The 19,616-nt window shown below is 55.8% G+C and carries 15 protein-coding genes and 2 tRNA genes; 5 read left to right on the top strand and 12 right to left on the bottom strand.

Annotated elements, in window-relative coordinates; genetic code table 11:
- Window positions 1-42: 42 nt before the first annotated feature.
- The 4 genes from VM163_07965 to VM163_07950 all read right to left on the bottom strand — a co-directional run bounded on the left by VM163_07965 (window position 43) and on the right by VM163_07950 (window position 3,114).
- Window positions 43-1,977, bottom strand: coding sequence for a site-specific DNA-methyltransferase (locus VM163_07965; protein HUT03808.1), 1,935 nt, complete (start codon window positions 1,975-1,977; stop codon window positions 43-45).
- Between the two features lie 132 nt (window positions 1,978-2,109).
- Window positions 2,110-2,412, bottom strand: coding sequence for a nucleotidyltransferase family protein (locus tag VM163_07960; protein ID HUT03807.1), 303 nt, complete (start codon window positions 2,410-2,412; stop codon window positions 2,110-2,112).
- Window positions 2,413-2,623: 211 nt separating this feature from the next.
- Window positions 2,624-2,860, bottom strand: a complete 237-nt coding sequence (locus VM163_07955) for a type II toxin-antitoxin system HicA family toxin (GenBank protein ID HUT03806.1) — start codon at window positions 2,858-2,860, stop codon at window positions 2,624-2,626.
- Window positions 2,860-3,114, bottom strand: a complete 255-nt coding sequence (locus VM163_07950) for a type II toxin-antitoxin system HicB family antitoxin (protein ID HUT03805.1) — start codon at window positions 3,112-3,114, stop codon at window positions 2,860-2,862. The genes VM163_07955 and VM163_07950 overlap by 1 nt, the downstream gene beginning before the upstream one ends.
- Before the next feature lie 167 nt (window positions 3,115-3,281).
- Between VM163_07950 and der the strand changes: the two genes are divergently transcribed.
- Together der and VM163_07940 are read left to right on the top strand one after the other, a co-directional pair.
- Window positions 3,282-4,607, top strand: coding sequence for a ribosome biogenesis GTPase Der (gene der / locus VM163_07945; GenBank protein HUT03804.1), 1,326 nt, complete (start codon window positions 3,282-3,284; stop codon window positions 4,605-4,607).
- 59 nt (window positions 4,608-4,666) lie between these two features.
- Entirely contained in the window at window positions 4,667-4,909 is a 243-nt protein-coding gene (locus VM163_07940) for a hypothetical protein (GenBank protein ID HUT03803.1), read from the top strand.
- A 132-nt stretch (window positions 4,910-5,041) separates the two neighbouring features.
- On the opposite strand, the gene VM163_07935 is transcribed toward VM163_07940, so the two are convergent.
- A complete protein-coding gene (locus VM163_07935; protein HUT03802.1) occupies window positions 5,042-6,886 on the bottom strand; it encodes a hypothetical protein in 1,845 nt (614 codons plus the stop codon).
- A 592-nt stretch (window positions 6,887-7,478) separates the two neighbouring features.
- Window positions 7,479-7,554: transfer RNA gene (locus VM163_07930), tRNA-Asn, on the bottom strand.
- 220 nt (window positions 7,555-7,774) lie between these two features.
- Between VM163_07930 and VM163_07925 the strand changes: the two genes are divergently transcribed.
- Entirely contained in the window at window positions 7,775-10,045 is a 2,271-nt protein-coding gene (locus tag VM163_07925; protein HUT03801.1) for an N-6 DNA methylase, read from the top strand.
- 3 nt (window positions 10,046-10,048) lie between these two features.
- On the opposite strand, the gene VM163_07920 is transcribed toward VM163_07925, so the two are convergent.
- The 6 genes from VM163_07920 to VM163_07895 form a co-directional block, all read right to left on the bottom strand.
- Window positions 10,049-11,038, bottom strand: coding sequence for a phosphate acyltransferase (locus VM163_07920; GenBank protein ID HUT03800.1), 990 nt, complete (start codon window positions 11,036-11,038; stop codon window positions 10,049-10,051).
- 68 nt (window positions 11,039-11,106) lie between these two features.
- Window positions 11,107-12,198 carry a butyrate kinase gene (buk, locus tag VM163_07915; protein ID HUT03799.1) on the bottom strand — a complete coding sequence of 364 codons (1,092 nt, stop codon included), beginning with the start codon at window positions 12,196-12,198 and terminating at the stop codon, window positions 11,107-11,109.
- Between the two features lie 132 nt (window positions 12,199-12,330).
- Window positions 12,331-13,257 carry a hypothetical protein gene (locus VM163_07910; protein HUT03798.1) on the bottom strand — a complete coding sequence of 309 codons (927 nt, stop codon included), beginning with the start codon at window positions 13,255-13,257 and terminating at the stop codon, window positions 12,331-12,333.
- Window positions 13,258-13,561: 304 nt separating this feature from the next.
- Window positions 13,562-13,635, bottom strand: a tRNA-Pro gene (locus VM163_07905).
- A gap of 146 nt (window positions 13,636-13,781) precedes the next feature.
- Window positions 13,782-14,846, bottom strand: a complete 1,065-nt coding sequence (locus VM163_07900; GenBank protein HUT03797.1) for a site-specific integrase — start codon at window positions 14,844-14,846, stop codon at window positions 13,782-13,784.
- Entirely contained in the window at window positions 14,846-15,718 is an 873-nt protein-coding gene (locus VM163_07895) for a hypothetical protein (GenBank protein HUT03796.1), read from the bottom strand. The genes VM163_07900 and VM163_07895 overlap by 1 nt, the downstream gene beginning before the upstream one ends.
- A gap of 280 nt (window positions 15,719-15,998) precedes the next feature.
- Between VM163_07895 and VM163_07890 the strand changes: the two genes are divergently transcribed.
- Entirely contained in the window at window positions 15,999-16,238 is a 240-nt protein-coding gene (locus tag VM163_07890; protein HUT03795.1) for a helix-turn-helix domain-containing protein, read from the top strand.
- Complete coding sequence (locus tag VM163_07885) at window positions 16,235-18,376, top strand: phage/plasmid primase, P4 family (GenBank protein ID HUT03794.1); 2,142 nt, start codon at window positions 16,235-16,237, stop codon at window positions 18,374-18,376. Before VM163_07890 ends, VM163_07885 begins: the two co-directional genes overlap by 4 nt.
- The last annotated feature ends 1,240 nt before the right edge of the window (window positions 18,377-19,616 follow it).

Genomic DNA, 19,616 nt, shown 5'->3' with positions numbered 1-19,616 from the left:
CTCCCTATTGCCTATGATGCCACGCGCTGCCAGCCTTAACTTCTAAATCGTTTTCAACCGACATTGTAGTGCGAGATTTGCGGCCAACTCATCGTTCAGCGCTACGTCCCGACAGACGAACAGGTCGTCCCTGCATAGGCCCAGCGCCGTCACGGCTGGCGGATTCAGCACTTCGTCCAAACAAACCAAGAGCGATTGGCCCTTATCAGGATCCGTCACGCGGTAAACCATATTAGCCTGCTCCAGAGATAGCTTTTCCATCGAAGAATTAAGGCCATAGCCTTCCTTGATAGCCACTTCCCAAAGCACGTTCTCCGGTTTGAAATCTTTGACAAGAGGATCGGTGAACAGAGCCATCTCGTCTGCGTATTCACCCGGCTCCATCTCTGGCACGCCAGCCCACTGCTTGTAGTTCGATTCAGCTAGCTTGAAGACTCTGAAACCCAGATCCTCTTGCGCATTGCGGTCTTGCAGCTCAAGTTCGCCCTCGGACTCGTTCTTGATCTTGGCAATCACCCGTCGAATACGCTCCTTCCCGATATCCCCTATAGTCTTGAATCCAGCATTCCGCGCTGTAGAATCCTGAGACGTCAGCTCGGGTAGCTGCACCATAATGAACCGGCGACTACCGCCGTCCTCACGATTGAGCTCAAGAACAGCGTGAGCGGCGGGACACGAACCGGCAAAAAAGTCCATGACAATGGATTTTTCGTCGCTCTTGAGGGGAATCGAGATCAGCGTCTTGAGCAAGCTCGAGGGCTTGGGGAAGGGCATCACACGTGCGCCGAAGATTGCCTCAATCTCGAGCGTGCCATGCTTGGTCGTTGGTCCTTGCACCACTGATTTAGGATTCGTGAACTCCCTCTGTTTTTCGTACCATGGGATACCGAATCGATTGAAGTATATCCTCACGAGTCTCTGACCCTTTGTGTCAAAGGTCTCCTTGCCTCCCAGCCAACTGATCATTTGATTTCTCATTCTCCATGCGGCCTCCAGCGTCACGCCTTGGCGTAGCTTCCCGTTCTCAAAGATCATCGCGCCACCAACGATTCTCACAGGTTCCTGATCGCCGAGAATGCCCTTGAAGATCGCGCTAGATCCCTCAAACTCTAGCCCTGGAGGGAAATCTATCCTGCTTGTAGGATTCAGCCTACTGGGCCTGATGGTTGTCCTCCCTGTCACCGCTGTTTCGTCCGATGAGGGGAAATTCGGGAGGGTGTTCTTGCTCCGCGCAAATGCAACGATGTACTCATGAGCTCGAGTAAAATGCCCCGCTGAGGTACCGCTAGGCAAGTGCCACACCAGATTGGCTAACATATTCTCCTCGCCGAATATCTCATTCATCACCATGCGGAGACCGTTTATCTCGTGATCGTCAGCAGAAATGAGAATCACGCCCTCCTCGGCGAGCAACTGCCGTGCCAGGAACAGGCGCGGATACATCATTGAGAGCCAGGCCGAGTGGTAACGCCCCGAGGTTTCTGGATTGCTTGTGAGCAGATTACCCTCCGCGTCCTTCTGACCCGAGATCTGAAGGTAAGTCTCTAAAGGATCAGTATAGTTATCTCGGTAAATGAAGTCATTGCCGGTATTGTAAGGCGGGTCGATGTAGATCATCTTCACCCGCCCGAAGTAGGACTTGTATAGAAGCTTCAGGACCTCCAGGTTATCCCCTTCGATGAAGATATTGCTCGTTTTCTCAAAATCGATCGACTCCTCACGGCACGGAACGAGACTTGCACGGCTGCGCATCTGAAGAATGCGGATCGCATCCCGCTTCCCCGCCCATGAAAAGGAGTAGCGCTCTGGACGCGAGTCGACCTCATCCCCGAGGGTCGCTCGAAGCCTCTCGAAATCGACCTTCCCCTCCGTGACACATTCGGGGAACAGCTCTCGCAACCTGTCAACCTGCTCCTCAAGCAAGTTCGCGGATTCCGTCGCGACCCGATCGCCTCTGCGTTTCTCACTTGCCGTCATAACTAACCCCACGATTAAAGCATTCTACAAATCCTGTTTTCAAGGAAGTCCTCAAGAGTTATGTCCTGGGTGAACTGCATGGCCGCTCGAGCCGCGTCTAGCATATCCCACAACCGAGCCATATCTCTGTGGTCAGGCCGCATACACCACCCGGCATGTGCTCAGTATCTCCCGTTTCCGCCAGGGATTCCGCAGCGCCTCTTTCTCAACCAAATCAACCGGACGACTGAACAGGACTTCGAGTTCGTGCTTCATCTCCATCAAGTCCCACCCACTCCAAGTCGCAGCCGGATAGAAGCTCACCAACACGTCCACGTCGCTCTCGGGCCCAAAGTCCTCCCGAAGCGCCGAGCCGAACACTGCCAGTTCGCGGACCTTCCATTTGCTGCAGAGCGCCGCGAGGCCGCCTTCGGGCATGTCAAAACCAATGACCATAGTCCCTCCGCCTTCTCTCTATTCCGTATCCTTCGTGCACGTTCGATGCGATCAATTCAATATCACCTGCGTCCGTGAATTCAAATGTTAGATGCCTGCTGTCTGATATTCAATAGGAAGATGCGCGAATTGCGGGCATAGTATCAGGTGTGGATTGCGGATTGGGGCTAACTTACAACTGATAACTGCCAAGTGATAACTGACGGAAGATCTATCCCAGCAGTTCCATGAATTCCTCTTTTGAAAGGCCTGCCTGTTCCAAGATTGAAATCAACGTCCCCCTGGGAATCTCCTTTCGATGAGGCACAATGACAAGACGAGTGCTGTCCTTATCTCTTTTCACAAATGCCGAATGACTTCCCTTTCCCCTCTTGGGAGCATATTCAAAGCCGGCTTCGTGCAACACCCGGATTATTTCCTTTGAGGATAGGACAGGCAGTTTCGCCATCACCTTACGACTTCTACATGCGAGGTGTATTTCTCCCGTGTTATGAGGCTCTCTTGGATATCCTCCAATAATCCGAGGGCTTCCGCGTTTTCGAGATAAAGCTCTACTGCCTCCTTAAGGTTCTCTGTCGCCTCAGTGATTGAATCGCCGCAACTAGCAACGCCGAGTTCAGGACATTTTGAGACGTAAGCCTCTTTCTCCTTCCAAACTACTACTGTATAGTCAAATGTCCTCATATAGCCACCTTTCTCCATCGTCAATCTTCGCTCTGCGGACAACTGCGTAATTAGAAAGACATGGTAAGCACCTCCCGCTTGATATTCAATAGGAAGATGCGCGAATTGCGGGCATAGTATCAGGTGTGGATTGCGGATTGGGGCTAACTTACAACTGATAACTGCCAACTGATAACTGAGAGAAGATGCGAAGACGACTACCGACCATTAGCATTGTGGGGCGGCCGAACGTGGGCAAATCCACGCTGTTCAATCGGCTTGTTGGCCGCCGGAAGGCGATCGTGCATGGCACTCCGGGCGTGACGCGAGATCGCAATTACGAGGTGGCCGACGTCAATGATACGTCAGTCATGCTCGTTGACACGGGCGGTTTTTTGCGAGGCGCACCTGATTCAATCACGAGGGCAGTCGAACGTCAGGTTGAGTTCGCAGTCGCCGAATCCGACGCGATAATCTTCATGGTCGATGGCCGCTCGGGCCTTTTGCCCCAGGACGAGGAGACCGCTGCGTTCCTGCGTCGGATGACCGATTCGGTGATAGTTGCAGTCAACAAGATCGATATGGAAAGCCAGGAATCGCTCGCGGCCGAGTTCTATTCGCTGGGTTTTGAGCGGGTGCTAGCTATCTCGGCCGAGCACAAACTCGGCATCGGCGACCTGAAAGAGACCCTGGCCAACATCATCGCCTCACCCGTAACTGAGGCGGCGAACGCGCCTGACGAGGCGACGTTCTGCGCGATCGTGGGCCGTCCGAACGTGGGGAAATCGTCGATAGTCAACTCTCTTTTGGGCGAGGAGCGCGTGCTCGTGCACGAGACGGCGGGCACGACGCGCGATGCCACCGACAGCAAAGTCCGCGTCAAGGGGCAAGACTACATGCTCATTGACACCGCCGGCATAAGACGTCGGAGCAAGGTGTCAGAACTCTTGGAGAAGGAGAGCATCATGGTCGCCGAGCGCAGCATCCGCCGGTCCGACGTAACGCTACTCGTGCTGGATGCGACCCAGCCTGCAACGAGTCAGGATGCTAAGATCGCGTCGGTAGTGGTCGAGCAGGGCAAGGGGCTGATTCTGGTGGTCAACAAATGGGACCTGATTGAGAAGAACGACAGGACAATGGGTGTCTTTATCAAGCGCATCCAAGACGAAACGTCGTTCGCCATATTCGCACCGATTGTCTTCGTTTCGGCGGTGACGAGGCAGCGGCTGCTTTCGATGTTCCCGCTGATCGACGCCGTGAACGACGAGTGCCAGAGACGTATAAGCACGGGCATCCTGAACAGGTTCATGCAGGACGAGGTTTTCAGCAAGCATCCGATGATCAAGCGCAGAAAGCCGGTCAGATTCTACTACACGACGCAGGCGTCGGTCCGTCCCCCCACGTTCGCCATCTTCACGAACCGCCCGGACGATGTTAACGACGCCTACCTGCGCTACATCGAGGGGCGCCTCCGCGAGGAGTTCGGCTTCGATGGCAGCCCGATACGAGTGTTCGTGCGCAAGCACCATTGAGTGTTTCGGCTTGACGGAACGGGAGCCGCCCGGCGATCAGCCTCCGGGAACGACGTGTTGTGCACGTGTGGAGCGATGTTGGCACAATTGCCGGAGACACTGGCGGATGGGACAACGCATTCTACTGGGCCTGGGGCTTCATAGACCAGTTTGACACTAATGACACAGCCTACTGCGCCCGCACCTGGTATGGAGGCGACGCCTGGTTGGGAAACTCGTGTAGAAGTCAATACACCGATGAGAACGGAGCTGAAGGCAGCTACTTCGCTTGGTTTAGCACCCCCCAGGGCCTGAAGCGTTGAAGAGCCTGTCCGGATGATAGAGCAAACCAGGCGTCGTTGGTTACTAGATTGCATTGTTTTCGTTGAAGGAAGGCTCGGCAAGCTACCGTGGGCTTGCATCAGATAGGACGGGATGGCAATGATACTGGAAAGTCACTGGTTCCGCATCTCGGGCTCCCGCACGGTGAAAGGAGTTGCGTGGAATGCGAGGAACTCGCTAAGCGGCTCCTCCGCGGGGGCAATCGCCCCGGCGAAGAGCCAGTCGCCGGTCGGGGCATTGGAGGGAACTCTAACCCACGAGACACCGGTGGTGAGCTGAATCCACGTCAGATTGGGGCCAAAGCTGAAACCCCTGGGCAGGAATAGGCCGCTGACGTAAGGCGCAAGTCCCAAAACAAATCCCCTCGGCGTTGCCGTTGATATGGAACCGTCCGGGCGAACAAAACCGACATAGATGTCCACAGTTCGGTCCTCTCCCGGATTCTGGATCTCAACCCACGGCTTAATATAGTAATTGCCGGCGATGTAATCGCGCAGGCCTAGAATGCACTCTATCTTGGGCTTGGAGGTTTCAGGCACGCCGGCATAGTGGTAACCCATATCGACGGCGCCTTCGTCGGCGGCCGCGTCTGTCCTTGTCGTTCTATCCCAGAGGCCGAGGCGCCAGGCCAAGTCGCTGCCAGCGTCGATGCACGGGCTGTCGGCGTCCTGGCCCGCAAACTTGGAGGAGAGGTAGTAGTCGCCGTCCGGCCCAGTGACGAAGAGAGGGTCGTCCGAGATGTTCCCCTCGCCGCCTTCGTCCCAGTCCTGAATGCATGAATAAGTGGGTTCTACATACCAGAAGTAGTTGTAGATCTGCTCGTCATCTGCAGATTCATTTCCCCAAACAATGGAATCGCTAATCATAGCCCACTCCGAAAGGTACAGTGCCCCGGCCCTCTCCTCTGCTAGATTGCCCACTATTGTGCAGTTAATGATATGACCGACCCATTCAGCGAAGGCACCGCCATTTGTCGCCGAATTGCCCACAATCAGGCAGTTATTAAGTAGTGATTGGGTGTGCGCACCGTCGGCGTAAAAAGCGCCGCCGTAGCCCTCTGCATGGTTGCCCATGATCACAGTATCCACAATGATCCCCAAGCAGTAATTCACGCCGCCGGCATCCCCGGATGAGCTGTTATTGCGAATGATGCAGTCAGCAATGGTCCCGCTCCAGCAGCTTAATCCTGCCCCACGAGCTCCAGTGTTGCTTTCAATAATACAGCTTCTCATCGTCCCTCCACAAGAACTAACGCCGCCACCGGAGTTGGAACTCACAACGCAATTGACCATGGTGATGCCATCGCAGTATCCTAGTCCGCCGCCTGCCGAACCTGCTGAATTGCCGGTGATTATACAGCGGTCGACATAGCTCCCGTTACACCGATACATGCCCCCGCCTGATCTACCAACACAGTTTTCGGCGATAATGCAGCGCGAGATCCTCCCCTTTAGGCCGCGCACGCCCGCCCCAGTCCCACGCGTCAAATCCCCCGCGGCAGCCGTATTGCTTGTGATGAAGCAATGGCTGATTGATGCGGCAGCCTGAAAAAACTCAACATCATCCCACGACTCCGCAAGTATCCCTGCGCCGCAATCCGCCTCGCCATTGGTAATTGTAAAGCCGGAGAGCTCGCAGCTCTCGTTTTCCGTGCCAGCGAACGTGACGACGGAGCCGAGCTGCTGGCCGTCGATAATCGTCGCCTCAACAACGTCCCGGTCCCAGATGTCGGTCGAGGTCAGGACGATATTCTTGCCGAGAAAGTGGATGTTCTCGTAGAACGTGCCCGGATGCACAATGATCACGTCGCCCGTTGCAGCGGCGTCGATCGCCTCCTGAATCGCCGTGAAATCCCCCGACCCGTCCTGCTTCACCTGATACTCCGCCGCGAAAAGGCTCCCGCCCAGCAGCAGCATTGCCAGAAAAACAGACATCAAGGTTGTATAGAATCGCTTCATAGTTAAACTCCTGTCAACTATGATCATACATAAAACTTCGGAACATAGCAACGACACTACGGCACCCCAATAATCAGATTGATCGTTTCTGAAGTTGATCTCTGAAGCTGGCTGGCACATAGGCACGGGAGTTCATATCGAAAGCCGAGTTGTTGCTTCTTTCACCTAACGGGTGCGAACGAGGAGTTCAGGCTGTAATCCCCGACAGGGGATAGCCGTGCGTGCAACGCAACGGGGAGGTTAGAAAGGGGGATTGTGGCGCTATTCGGACCGTCAGGCTACGCCTGCGGCTACCCATGGTCTGCCCTTCGGGCAGGAGCTTCTGCCCTCCAGCCGCGAGGCAGCCGCTACGTTCCCCGCTCCAATCTGATTGTCGAGGGGCAAACTCCGTGCTAAATCGATGATTCATTACGATCGAGTATGACCAATCGGGCAACAGGACGAAGATAAGCGACGGGTGCGAGTCTCTGCACCGTCATCATCTCATAGCCCTATGATTTGCCAAATGCGGATAGGGCGGGGCAAGGAGGCTGGGTCATAATTCACCGCCCATACGACTCCACACGGACTTTTGGGACGGCCTCTTCGGTCGTGGCTCCCCGAGACGGACTCGAACCGCCGACCCGGTGGTTAACAGCCACCTGCTCTACCAACTGAGCTATCGGGGAGTGTAATGATTACCAAACAAATATAGGTTATGGGCTCGCCCGTTGTCAAGTTTACGCGCAAAGAATCACAGGCATTCGGCTCAGCGCAGCTGCCTGTGCACGGCGTATCTTGACAAGGCAGAGACATCAAACCCACAATGGGCCGAGGATGCGGATTCCCACCGCTTGGTAGGTGGCTTCCGCTTTATACAGCGAGTCTGACATGTCAGATGAGGCAACTATGATTGCTTGGGAAGGGCAAGAGAACGCTATGTCCGGGGAGATGTCAGGCACGGGCATGAACATCGTTCGTCGAGAACAGCTAGCTGACCTTAGGAGGGCACTTCGTAAGGCGCGCCGGCGAACGGCATCTCTTATGTCTGGCCCTCATCCCATGAACAGGGCCGCCGTTGTAGTAATTGCGGCCGCATCGGCAGTGGCCTGGCTTGCGCGGACTAAGGAGGAAAAGTGGCCTCCGGCAAACATCGATGCGTCCAGCTGGCCCCAAGCCCTTCACAATGCCCTCGATGTCGTCCTCTCTAGCGACAAAGGAGCCCGCCTTGCGGACATCAATTCCGCGGCCAGGCTGCTTTCCGAGTCGCTGCCGCGCAGATTCTGGTTGGCTGATGACATCTTGGTCTGGGTGTATGAGTCGTGCGATGAGGGCAGAAGTGCTCGACGCTACAAAGGGCAGTATTACACGCCTGGTTGGCTCTCAGAGCTCTTGGTCCGGCTTTGTCTAAAGGCTCACTCCGAGCGCAAGAGGCAGTCCAAAGCCGCACCCAAACTCAGGATACTCGACCCGGCATGTGGCTCAGGCGCTTTTCTTCTGGCAGCGGCTCGTATTCTGTATGAATCGCAGCCTGAGGCTGAGCAGCTACCCGATGCGACAGGGACCCCGAACAAAGCTGACGTGGGGGATAACCTGTTCGGGCTCGACATCGATCCGACCGCCCTCGCCCTCGCAGAGCTGAGTTTGGGCTTTCTCCGCTTTCGCCTGCACGGAAAATTCGATACTACTGCCGCCAGTTTGCATCGGCGCGACTTCCTAGACAAAAGATCAGGACTTCCTTTCAATAGACCATCCCCGTCACACCAACCGAATGGCTCGACGTTTCCGCTCAATCCTGCATCGAGCACGAAGTTCGACGTCATAGTCGGCAATCCTCCCTATCTTGGATTCCATCATCACTCGCCAACTTATCGGCAGCGGGTCTTGGCCCGCTACTCGGTCTTTGATGGGAAGGCAGACGTCTTCTACTACTTCATCGAAAGAGGCGTCGAGTGCCTCCGCACGGGAGGCGTCTTGGGATACGTGGTCCCTCGTTACTGGCTTGGGGCGGACAAGGCGGCGCCACTGCGCGGCTTCCTCGCCCGAAAAACCGAGCTGGTCTATCTGCTCGATTTCAACACTGTTTCCGTGTTCGGTGGGCGAGGCATTCAGGTGTGCGTGCTGGTCCTAAGAAAAGAGAAACCAAACCCGTCGCACACGCTCAGGGTCTTTCGTGCTCCGAGCGTGGCCAAGATCGACGGCCGCGTCAGTCTAGAGAGCCTTCTGCCGAGCGCCGCATCGGCGTGGATGAGCTTCGACGTGCCGCAGCAGCTGCTCGCCGATCGCTGGGTGTTAGCGCCTCCGGCAGAGCGGGAGCTGATGCGCAAACTTGAGGCCGCTTCAGATTCGGTTCTGGGCGACGTGGCGTTGGTGAGTCCAGGCCTCATCACTGGGGCGGACAGGGTGCGAGGAGACGGCCAGCAGGCGTCCATGCGGGCTCAGGAGGGCATATTCGTGCTTTACAAGGATGAGGTTGCCGCCTTGAAACTACTGCCGCAGGAACTGGCACTTCTCAAGCCGTGGGTAAAAAACTCTCAACTTGATCGATGGGCTTTGCGGGATTCTGGGCAATATGTCCTCTACATCGTGGAGAAACCAGACCCGGTGAGCATGCCGAACCTGACTCGGCACCTTGCGAGGTTCCGGGACATTCTCGAGAGCCGCTACGAGGTTGGTCCGATGAATAGACCCTGGTGGAGGCTCATCCGGCCAAGAAGACCAGAGCAGTTCGTGTCCGCCACCCCCAAAATATTGGTCCCGTTCAAGGCTGAAGAGAGCAGGTTCGCGGTCGATTATGGCCGCTATTACTGTAGCGCGGACGTCTATTGCATAAATCCCGGAGACGCGGTTCTGCCGGAATATCTCTGTTGTCTGCTCAATTCGAGCCTGCTGGGCTTCTACTTTCGGCGCATCGCCAAGAAGATGGGGCGCTTATATGAATACTACGCTCACACGCTTGTCAGGCTCCCGATAAAGGTTGCCCCGATGTCGGATCAGGAACGATTCAAGAGCCTGCATGACGAGATTGTGGCTCGAGTCAAGGAGGCTCGCCAGGCCAGGCTTGCGGACTCGCAAGCAGTCAGCGACCTGGAGCGAACGATTGACGAGGCGGTGTTCGAGATTTATGGGATCGCGGCCCAAGAGCTGCCGCCAAGCGAGATAGCATCCGGCAAGTCCTGAGCCTCAGGCGGCCTCGCTCGCGCGTCTGTTGTAGAAGGTGTGCAGAAGCACGGCAAGCGCGATGGAATGCAGCTCGTTGTTCTGCACCTCGACGCGGGAGGTGATGATCATCGGCTTACGGGAGCCGACAAGAACGCTGCCCGTTTTGGCGTGGGCGAACCTGATCAGGGACTTGTAGAGTATGTTACCTTCCTCGATTTTGTTGACAATCAGGATGTCGGCATCGCCCGCAACCTCGCCCTTGACACCCTTCAACTCTGCCGCGGACTTGAACGTTGCAACGTCCAGCGACAGCGGTCCATCTATCACGGCGCCTCTTATCTGGCCCCTGTCCCCCATCTTGGAGATGATGGCGTTCTCCCTCGTCGCCTCCATCGCCGGGTTGACGACCTCAACCGCTGCCATTAAAGCGACCTTCGGCACGCTGATGCCCAGCGCGTTCGCCACGGAGATGGCGTTGACAATTATCTCCTTCTTCTGCTGCAAGGTTGGCTTGATCACGACTGCCGCGTCGGACATCAGAAGCATCTTATGGTAGTCTGGTATCTTGAGGCAGGACACCTGTGTCAGAAGGCCAGAGATGTCCAGCTCTCGCTTTTGGGCAAGGACGGCTTTCAAAAAATCGACGGCAGCCACGGCGCCCCTCATGAGGATGTCCGCATCGTCGCGCGCAAGCATGGCAACCGACTCCTTCAGTGCAGCCTGGTAGTCGGGAACATCAATCACCTCGTAAGCATCAAGGTTGACGCTGACACTCCTGGCCGCAGCCTCTATTGCGCTGCTGTTGCCCACTAAGATGGGAGATACGATGTCTCGCTCACGGGCAAGCTCTATCGCCTCAATCAGCTTTGCGTCCTCAGCACAAGCCAAAACTATACGCTTGCTACCCCCATCTGCCGCGTGCGACTCGCAGACCTCGATCATACGCTCGAATGTTCTTATAGGCGCCCGATCGCCGAGTTTCTGTATCCACGCCCCCAAGGAGTCCATCATAATCACACCCTAAATCCCAAACGCTGTCATTTCACCGAGCAACATCAATGAGGCAAACCATGCTTAAGCTACTCGCTAATCCTGGCGTAGGTCTTGGCCTCTTCAACTCCATCTAGCACACGTGCCGCCCCCTGCGCCAACGACTCCAATTCCCCCTCTCCCGCGTGAACGTAAACCGGTCCAAGGAACTTGATCCTTTCTAATATCCGTTCTATAAGGACCTTCGACTGCGCAGCCCCACCGCTGATCAGTATTCCGTCCATCTTCCCCGAAAGAGCGCAGGCCGCACCGCCTATCGCTTTGGCAATCTGAAATGCCATCGCCGAAAAGACCAGGTCCGCTTTCTTGTCGCCGTCTGCAATCATCTGCTCGATCTTCTGAAGGTCATTTGTTTTAAGATAGCTGTAAAGCCCGCCCTCCTTGACCAGCTTGTGTTTCATCTCCCCTGCCGACGCAAACTTGCCAGAGAAGCAGAGGTCTATCAGCTGGCGAACGGGCAGTGTGCCCACTCTTTCGGGGCTGAACGTGCCCTCGCCCAAGAGTGCGTTATTCATATCGACGATCTTCCCGCCCTTCAGCGACACCACCGAGATGCCGCCTCCTAGATGGCAAACCACGAAGCTCGTATCCTCAATTGGCTTGTTGAGCTGCTCAGCACGTCGCCTCGCAGTGGCCTTGATGTTAAGCGCGTGCGTCGTTGATACTCGCTGTATCTCGGCGTAGCCCGAGATGCGTGCTATGTCCCACAGCTCGTCCGTCATTACCGAATCGACGATGAAGGCCGGAACACCCAGCTTATCTGCGATCCCCTTGGCGAGCGGCGCGCCAAGATTTGAGGGGTGATCGCCGTAGCGGGACACCTTCAGGTCCTCCACCATATCGTCGTTGACAAGATATGTCCCTCCCGGCAGCGGGTGCAGCAGACCGCCTCGGCCAACCACGCCTCGCGTTCTAGTCTGCCAACCCTCTAGTTTCTCCAGAATCTTCAGGATCGTCTCCATCCTCCACTCGTACTGCTCATAGACAACTCGAGAGGCTGCCACCAAGGCCCTGTCATGGGCGACTGTCTCCTGGAGAACGGAGCCATTCTCTCCAAACAAAGCTACCTTGGTCGAGGTGGAGCCGGGATTCACCACAATGATCAAGTCTCTATTAACCATCTAACCCTCAGCGCAAATCTAATTGAAAACAGGAAGATTCAGACGCCGCTATTATCCTCAAGCTGGATAGGTCTTTCAAGCTATATGCCCAGCACCGCGAACCTGCATACTAAAACTGGCCCCGCTTGGAGCCTAATCGAACATCAACTCGGAGCTGACATCCTTCCCGAGCACTCGGACGATGCTCACCGCGGTCCTGCTGCCGTATTTGGCCACAACCTTGTAGTCACCACTGGGAATCTTCTTGAAATCAAGTGTGTATTGCCTGTCCGCATCAGCGTTCTTGACCCTCTTCTCAAAGCGTTCTGGCCCCTTAATTGTTACGCTAAGATCGGCGTCCCCGAGAAAGATGACCGCTAGCTGCGGAGTTGTAATGGTCAGGTGCAGATCGCTCGTGGCGCCGGCGGGAATTGGGGCTGGTGAGGGAACTGCGCTCACGGCAGCGGGAGCTCTTGGCGCAGGTTGTGCCGCGGCCGGTGTGTAAGTTGCGCCCGACCACGCGCCGCCAGCTTGCGCCGGCCCAGGCGCCTCGCCAGGAATCACGTGTCCGTGCTCGGCCCAAACAAGCCGCTCGCCCGTGAAGGGGTCAAACACGAACATCGCCGGGAAGAACTCGCGTGTCGTAACGTTCATCTTGATCTTCCCAGACCTTTCCCCAACGACGATGTGGCTGATGTCCTTGCGCTCAGCCCTGGTCCAATCCAGCTTGTGTGTTACAGGATCGTTATAGACGTAAAGGAACCCGTCCTTGAGCTCGCAGTCGGTCAAAGTGAACCGCTCGCCCTGCTTGTTCACGATTATCACAGTCGAAGGTTCCTTGTCCGAAAGAAGTATGAGCCCCAGATCAGCGAAGTTATATGCCACCCTCTGCTGCCCTAAACGCCCACTCACATGATACGCTGCTACCTCGCTCGTCGTGCCGAGGTGGTCAAAGAATACCGAGTCGCCGTTTCGCAAGTACAGCGTCCCGCTGAAGCCTTTCTCTCCTCCAAAGCCGCAGCTGGCGAGCGCCAGCACGAAAACAACGGAACAAGCCACAAAAACTGAGTAACGATTCATCCTCGACCCTTTCCCAACCGTTGTGTCGCTGTTACAAAACCCTCCTATCAGAATAGGATAACGCTTTGAGCCAATTTTAACAGATCAGAGCTTGGACTCTGCCGGCTTACCTGTTCTTTGGCCAAGAACCGAAAGCCGTGCCCCACCAAGTCACGCCCAGAAAGGATTAACGGTAGGAACTCAAAGCTCTTTGTGCACTTACTGGCCCGGCGGTCTTGCCGGATGTGTTTATCTGCATGGCACGTACCTGCTGAGCCGAGCACCTCTACAAAGCTCCCGACGGCCACACAAACCCGATAGGGTATCGGGGCGATAGGATTTGAACCTACGACCACCGGAACCCCATTCCGGTGCGCTCCCAGACTGCGCCACGCCCCGAGGACCAATACCAGCTGCTTTCAGCATCAAAATGGAGCGGGAAACGGGATTTGAACCCGCGACCCTCGCCTTGGCAAGGCGATGCTCCAGTGTTCAATTATAGGCTATTTAGCCCATCAAACGACTTCCAGAAACGGCACTGTGCCTTATTTGTGCCCACTTATATGCATCCTGTTACTCTCATCGTCTTGACCAAGCCCTAAGCCGTCCGGCGCTGGACATGCCTCAAAAACAGCACGGCGCATCGCCGAATCGGAGATTGAAACATACATTTGGGTCGTCCGCAATGACTGATGTCCGAGCAAGCTTTGAATGATCCACGGACTCGCGCCCGCTCGCGCCATTCGTGTCCCGAAAGTCCGCCGCAGATCGTGAAGAACTACGTGTTCGATCCGCGCACGTTCGCAACAAGAGTGAAAGCTCCGCTTGATGCTTTCGATCGCCTGCCCTTCGTTTGTAGCAATCACAGTCGCCCCAACCCGAGGCACCGCTTTGAGTATGTCCTGAAGCCAGCCTGCCAACGGCACCACCCGACTTTTCTTGGTCTTCTCTGCGTGGATAATGATTGACCCCGAATCAAGATCAATATCCTGCCATAACAACCCCAAAGCTTCACCTCGACGACAACCCGCCCCAACCATCAGTGCGAGTGCCGGCAGTAAATAGTTCGGCCCGTTCTGCGCCTCGGCAAGCAAACGATTGACCTCACTGTCCCCTAAGACGCGGTTACGAGGAGCAACCATCATCTGTTTTACTCGACCCGCAAGTGGGTTGACGCTCAACTCGCCTCGTTCGACAGCTCGATTCAACGCTGCGATCAGCACAGTCAATTCACGCTGAAGAGTCCCAGGCTTGACGCTCTGCAATCGCTCCCGCTTATACCGATCAACATCTATCACCGTGAGCCTACCAGCCGAGATACTACCGTTCAGGACCCGCAGGATATTACGCATAGCCAGGTCAGACCGACCCCAGCGCTTCCCCATAGTCTTCTGCCAATCAACATATCGTTGAAGGACTGTCGCAAGCCTCAGCTGCCCACGGGACGGCCCAAAGAACTTGCCCGACACTGCGTCCGACTTGAGCTTCGCCTCGATTTGAAGAGCAACCCGCCGGCTCCTAGTGCCCGTTGAGATTCGATGCCGACAACCACCCTGGTCCCGGAAATCGACATAGAAGATGTCAGAACCAGTTCGCTTGATTATCGCCATCACCGACCCAACTTACGATGACGCCGACTGCAGTGCGACAATGCGCCCAAGACAGCGGCAGCCCGCCGGCCATACACGCGCCTAATGTATCCGGAGATAGACCGCCCGCGCCCACCATAAAGATGAAATCCAAGAGCCTCAGCCCGCAACGCAATGGTCACAGCTCGACACTCTGCTGGCGTCCGAGGGTGATAAACATCCGCCACCGAAAGCGGTGCCCTGTCAGGCTCTTTCTCGCCTTCAACCAACTGCTCTGTCCAGGCCAACGCCCCGCCAATCCCAGTGTGCTCATCGTCATACTCTTGACTCGAACTCATATTCTCTCGCCGCCTCGCCCGCAGTGCGACCTTATGCATCTCGGCCAAAACACTCGACAGATGGTAAGGAATTCCACCGTGCTCAAGCAACTGACTCGCAATCATGTCCTCAACATCCCTATCCGTCGGGCTACGTCCCATTCCTACAAGAGATCGCTTGTAACCCGCTCGCCAATACTCCCAATCGTCCTCGTCGTGTATCCCACCGCCTTCTTTGGGAAGCACCCCCACGACCGGAAAGAGAGAACAACGCCAGTCCTCGTCATAGTCATACTCAAACTTAGGAATCGAACCCTCGCCCAAACGACCATCGCCTAGCTGAACCCAATCCCCAGAAGAGCGAATCCTCCGCTGACGACTCACCCGAAATAGCACCCTCTTACTCATGGACGGCTTCGGACGCTCGTCAAACAGCCGCCATCGCAGCACTTGCACACCGCCCGTCTCGCCCCGATAACTAAACCGCGTCCACACCACCACCTTCAGGGGGAAACTGGCGTCCAGCTTGCTCGCTATCTCCTGCAACAACTCGACCAGAAAATCATCAAACCCCATCAACAACCGCGTTCCTTGAGCAAACGGCTTCGGCCCACGACGACCTTCTCCAAGACGCTTAGCAATCAATTCGACCACAGATTCCTTTGCTTTACGCCCATCTAGTAGCCCTCCAAAACGAAAACAAATCGCTTCGACGAAGCCTCCCGCCGCTTTACGGCTATTCCGCCTTACTCCCAATCGCCTATCCTCAAAATGTCCTAAACTTCACATCAAACCCTATGTGGACAGCCTACACAAGATAGACCGATACGTCAACCATTTTAATGAGGAGTTTATTATGCATGATCTTCTCACCGTTAAGCAAGCCGCGAAGCTCTTAGGCGTTTCGCCCCAGCTCGTCTATTTGCAGATTCAGGCCGGCCTTCTCGCGCATGTGAGAGTCGGCACGCGCACCATCAGGATTGAGCAGGCGGACCTTGACGCCTATCTCGCTTCTGGCCACCAGCCCGCCAACGAACGCACCGCCCGATTGCTAGGCCGAGCCCGCGTCAAGCCGATTGACCTGAGCCCCCGGTGAGCCACGCGTCCCCCATCGATCTGCACTGGGTCTCGATGCCCATTCTCGCCGGACGGAAGGCGCCACCGCTGCTTGATAAGTGGCAAGCTCGGGACCCCGCTGAGCTCCACAGCGTCCTCGAACAATGGGCTGATAGGTGCAACATCGCCTTTCGCTTGGACGGCTGTCTCTGCCTCGACCCTGACACCCCGTCAGCCGAGACGTTCTTGAAGACGCTAGAGCTACCGCCCACATTAACGATTCGGACATGGAGAGGCCATCTCAACAGGCTTTATCTACCGCCCGCCGGTATCCCCCTGAAAAGCCAGAAGGTTGTAGCCGGCGACATCTCGATCGACGTCAAGGCCGGGCATTCCGCTTACGTTCTCGGCCCTGGGTCGCATGTTCACCTCGACGGCCAGAAGGGGGACTATCAGTGGGTGCCTGGGCTCGGCCCGACCGACATCGAGATGGCAACACTCCCGATGCCAACCTGGCAGAAGATCATGTCGCTCATCGACAAGGGCAAGGCCAAGTGTCCAGTCAAGTCGCCTGAGACGATTCATGAGGGGCAGCGGAACGATACGCTGTTCAGGTTGGCGAGTTTATTGCGACACAAGAACTTGGCGCCAGAGGCCATTCTGGCAGCGCTGCAAGCAGAGAACCAGAGCAAGTGCTCTCCGCCGTTGCCTGAGGCCGAAGTGCAGGGGATTGCGAACAGTGCCGCAAATTACGCGCCAGCGCCGGCAGTCCCAGAGGCACATCGCCCGAAGGCGTTCAGGCTATCTGCTGAGACCGCTCAAGAGCTTAACGCACTGCATACTACTGAGCTTGGGAACGCGTATCGGTTTCAGCTCCTCACCAGAGGCCTCGTCCGCTGGACTAAACAGTCCGCCTGGCTAGTATGGGATGGCAAACGCTGGCGGCGTGATGCTCATGCCGAGGCGTTTGCTCTTGTGCAGCGGGTCGGACCAACGCAACTTCTTGCTTCCGCCCAAGAGAGTGATCCTGACAGGCAAAAGGCACTGGTCAAGTGGGCGTTCTCCTCCGAAAAACGCTCGAATATCGCCAACAGTTTGGAACTCGCAACGGTCCTGCCCGACATCCTGATTGAGGAGAATGAGTTCGACCAACACCCCGAACTGCTGAATGTCCAGAACGGCATTGTCGATCTACGCACCGGCCAGCTTCGCAAGCACGATCCAGCCTTTAAGATGACGCAGATCGCACCAACAACATACGACCATACCGCCCAGTGCACGCTCTGGCTCAAGCACCTTGCATTCTGCTTCAGCGGCAACGAGGCGCTCATTGAACATATCCAACGAGTATGTGGTTATATGCTAGTCGGCAACGCTGATCAGCAATGCTGGTGGCTCTTCCTCGGCAAGGGAGCCAACGGCAAAACCACAATTGTTGAGGCCATGAAACTCATCTTGGGGAGCGGGGCTTCAGGTTATGCCAAACACATCGACAAGAAGACCCTTCAATATCACCATGACCGCGAAGTTTATGAAGTCGCAGACCTGCAGGGCAAACGGTTTGTTGATGCCAACGAATTCGGCGCAAGAGCGCTCAATACAGGACTGCTTAACGGTCTTTGCGATGGAAGCACGGTCAGCGCCCGGCAGATATATCGAGAGAACTTTGAGTTCACGCCTGTCGCAACTTTCGTGGTCTGTAGTAACCACGAGCCCAGAATTGCTGATACCAGCTGGGCAACCTGGCGGCGCATCCTGCGGATCAACTTTCTGAACCAGGTCCCAGAACAGGGTCGAGTTGAGAAGTATTGGAACACCCTCTATCGAGCTGAAAGCGCCGGCATCCTAGCCTGGGCCGTCCGAGGTGCTGTCAAGCTGCTCACAAATGGCCTCGCCATCCCGAAGTCAGTTAAGGACATCACCCGCCAGTTCGAGCTCGACTCCAACCCGCTCGAGGTCTGGCTCAGAGAACATTGTGAGCGCGGCGCCGGCTACAAAGAAACTGCTGAGAAATTGTATGCCAATTACGACGAATTTGCCCACGAAATGGACGCGAATCTCCTAACTTCCACTGCTTTTGGCATACAACTCAACCGATACGACTTTGACAAACAGCGCCCACACTCAAGTGCCTCTAACAGCCGCCAAACAGTCTATTTTGGGCTACGACTCAAATGAAGTTGGGACAGGGTTGGACAGGGTTAACAGTGTTTTTCGGAAACCTTCCAGGATTCTTCTTCATGAGGGGACTTTCCGAAAAAGGGCAATAACTGTGTCCAACCCTGTCCAAACCGAGCAAAAAAACCTAAGAGAGAAGAACGTGAAATGAACACAACCATCGATCGCATCACTAACATTCTTGCATGGCTCCTCGTCCTCACAGAAAGCGCGGCCCTCGCGTGGCTCGTCAGCATCGCAGTCAGATAGTGCCCAGAAGCGAGAAATACGCCGTCAGTAGGACGAGTTGAAGACGGCCTCTTCCCCGTGGGGTGGATTACTCGATTGACTGTTGATTGATAAGACTTCTCCCACGCTCCTTCAAGGTTGTAGGTGAGCCGAGTGAGGCGCTAGCGCTTCCACGTTCCGCTTCGCTCCACTTCCTTGCGAGGGGGGGGTGTCACAGACGGTTACACTACGTTGACGAGCACATCCCCGGATAGTATGCTCGAGCTAGAACATCAATGATGTTCGCCGAGCATCTCCCCAAAACAGTGAAAACCAGCCGAGAAACGCCACAAATCCCTTCCTGAACACCATCAAACGCCCTTACCGACACAACCAGAAAAATAGCGATCCCCGTAGTTTCGCTCTAGTGGCAAGCAAGTAGGCCGCCGTGAGAGAGGTAGAATTTCACCCGCAAAAATTTCTCACGCAAATGAATACCCCATGCTCCTGATATGGCCTCGTGAGAATCTGAAGTGGTATCTCTCATTGGGCCGCGATAGGGATTCTCGGTCCCCAATGACTGCTCCTGTAAGCTCCGCGGACGCTCTGCTCCTGAAGTAGTGTCAGCAGACTACAGGTCAAGCAGGTCAGGGGGCATGGCCGTCAAGGGGGGGTGCGGTTACGCCCCTCAGAAGGAGGAGAAGGATGATGGGGAGCTGAGCGCTCCCCCGCATTAGAGCGCTAAGTGTGAGGTCAAGGGGACATGCACAGACGCTGTTCACTGCGTATGGGCTGAGCCAAAGCCTACTCACCACCTCGAGCTCCGCTAGAGATGAGGAGGAGGAAGGACTGGTCGCCTCTGGCTCCGAGGTGTTCGGGGCGTTAGGGGCGCCCCTCTAGTTCCCGAGCTTCGCAAGCTCAGCTCTTGCCCACCCGTGATAGGTGAGCATGTTAAGCGATGCGTTGAGCGTGTTCCCACGACCATAGCGAGAAGAAGGAGGCGCTCCGTTAGAGTTCGCGCAGGCTAACGAAC

This window comes from bacterium (genome assembly GCA_035527515.1).
Taxonomy (GTDB): domain Bacteria; phylum B130-G9; class B130-G9; order B130-G9; family B130-G9; genus B130-G9.
Note: the sequence above shows the minus strand (reverse complement) of the source record. Positions and strands in the feature narration are given on the sequence as shown.

Excerpts from the sequence above, each read along its gene's own strand:
- VM163_07900 (HUT03797.1), bottom strand. The coding sequence starts at position 14,846 with ATGGCGATAATCAAGCGAACTGGTTCTGACATCTTCTATGTCGATTTC.
- VM163_07920 (HUT03800.1), bottom strand. The coding sequence starts at position 11,038 with ATGATGGACTCCTTGGGGGCGTGGATACAGAAACTCGGCGATCGGGCG.
- VM163_07955 (HUT03806.1), bottom strand. The coding sequence starts at position 2,860 with ATGGCGAAACTGCCTGTCCTATCCTCAAAGGAAATAATCCGGGTGTTG.
- VM163_07935 (HUT03802.1), bottom strand. The coding sequence starts at position 6,886 with ATGAAGCGATTCTATACAACCTTGATGTCTGTTTTTCTGGCAATGCTG.
- der (HUT03804.1), top strand. The coding sequence starts at position 3,282 with ATGCGAAGACGACTACCGACCATTAGCATTGTGGGGCGGCCGAACGTG.
- buk (HUT03799.1), bottom strand. The coding sequence starts at position 12,198 with ATGGTTAATAGAGACTTGATCATTGTGGTGAATCCCGGCTCCACCTCG.
- VM163_07925 (HUT03801.1), top strand. The coding sequence starts at position 7,775 with ATGATTGCTTGGGAAGGGCAAGAGAACGCTATGTCCGGGGAGATGTCA.
- VM163_07965 (HUT03808.1), bottom strand. The coding sequence starts at position 1,977 with ATGACGGCAAGTGAGAAACGCAGAGGCGATCGGGTCGCGACGGAATCC.
- VM163_07890 (HUT03795.1), top strand. The coding sequence starts at position 15,999 with ATGCATGATCTTCTCACCGTTAAGCAAGCCGCGAAGCTCTTAGGCGTT.
- VM163_07960 (HUT03807.1), bottom strand. The coding sequence starts at position 2,412 with ATGGTCATTGGTTTTGACATGCCCGAAGGCGGCCTCGCGGCGCTCTGC.
- VM163_07910 (HUT03798.1), bottom strand. The coding sequence starts at position 13,257 with ATGAATCGTTACTCAGTTTTTGTGGCTTGTTCCGTTGTTTTCGTGCTG.
- VM163_07895 (HUT03796.1), bottom strand. The coding sequence starts at position 15,718 with ATGGGGTTTGATGATTTTCTGGTCGAGTTGTTGCAGGAGATAGCGAGC.
- VM163_07950 (HUT03805.1), bottom strand. The coding sequence starts at position 3,114 with ATGGAGAAAGGTGGCTATATGAGGACATTTGACTATACAGTAGTAGTT.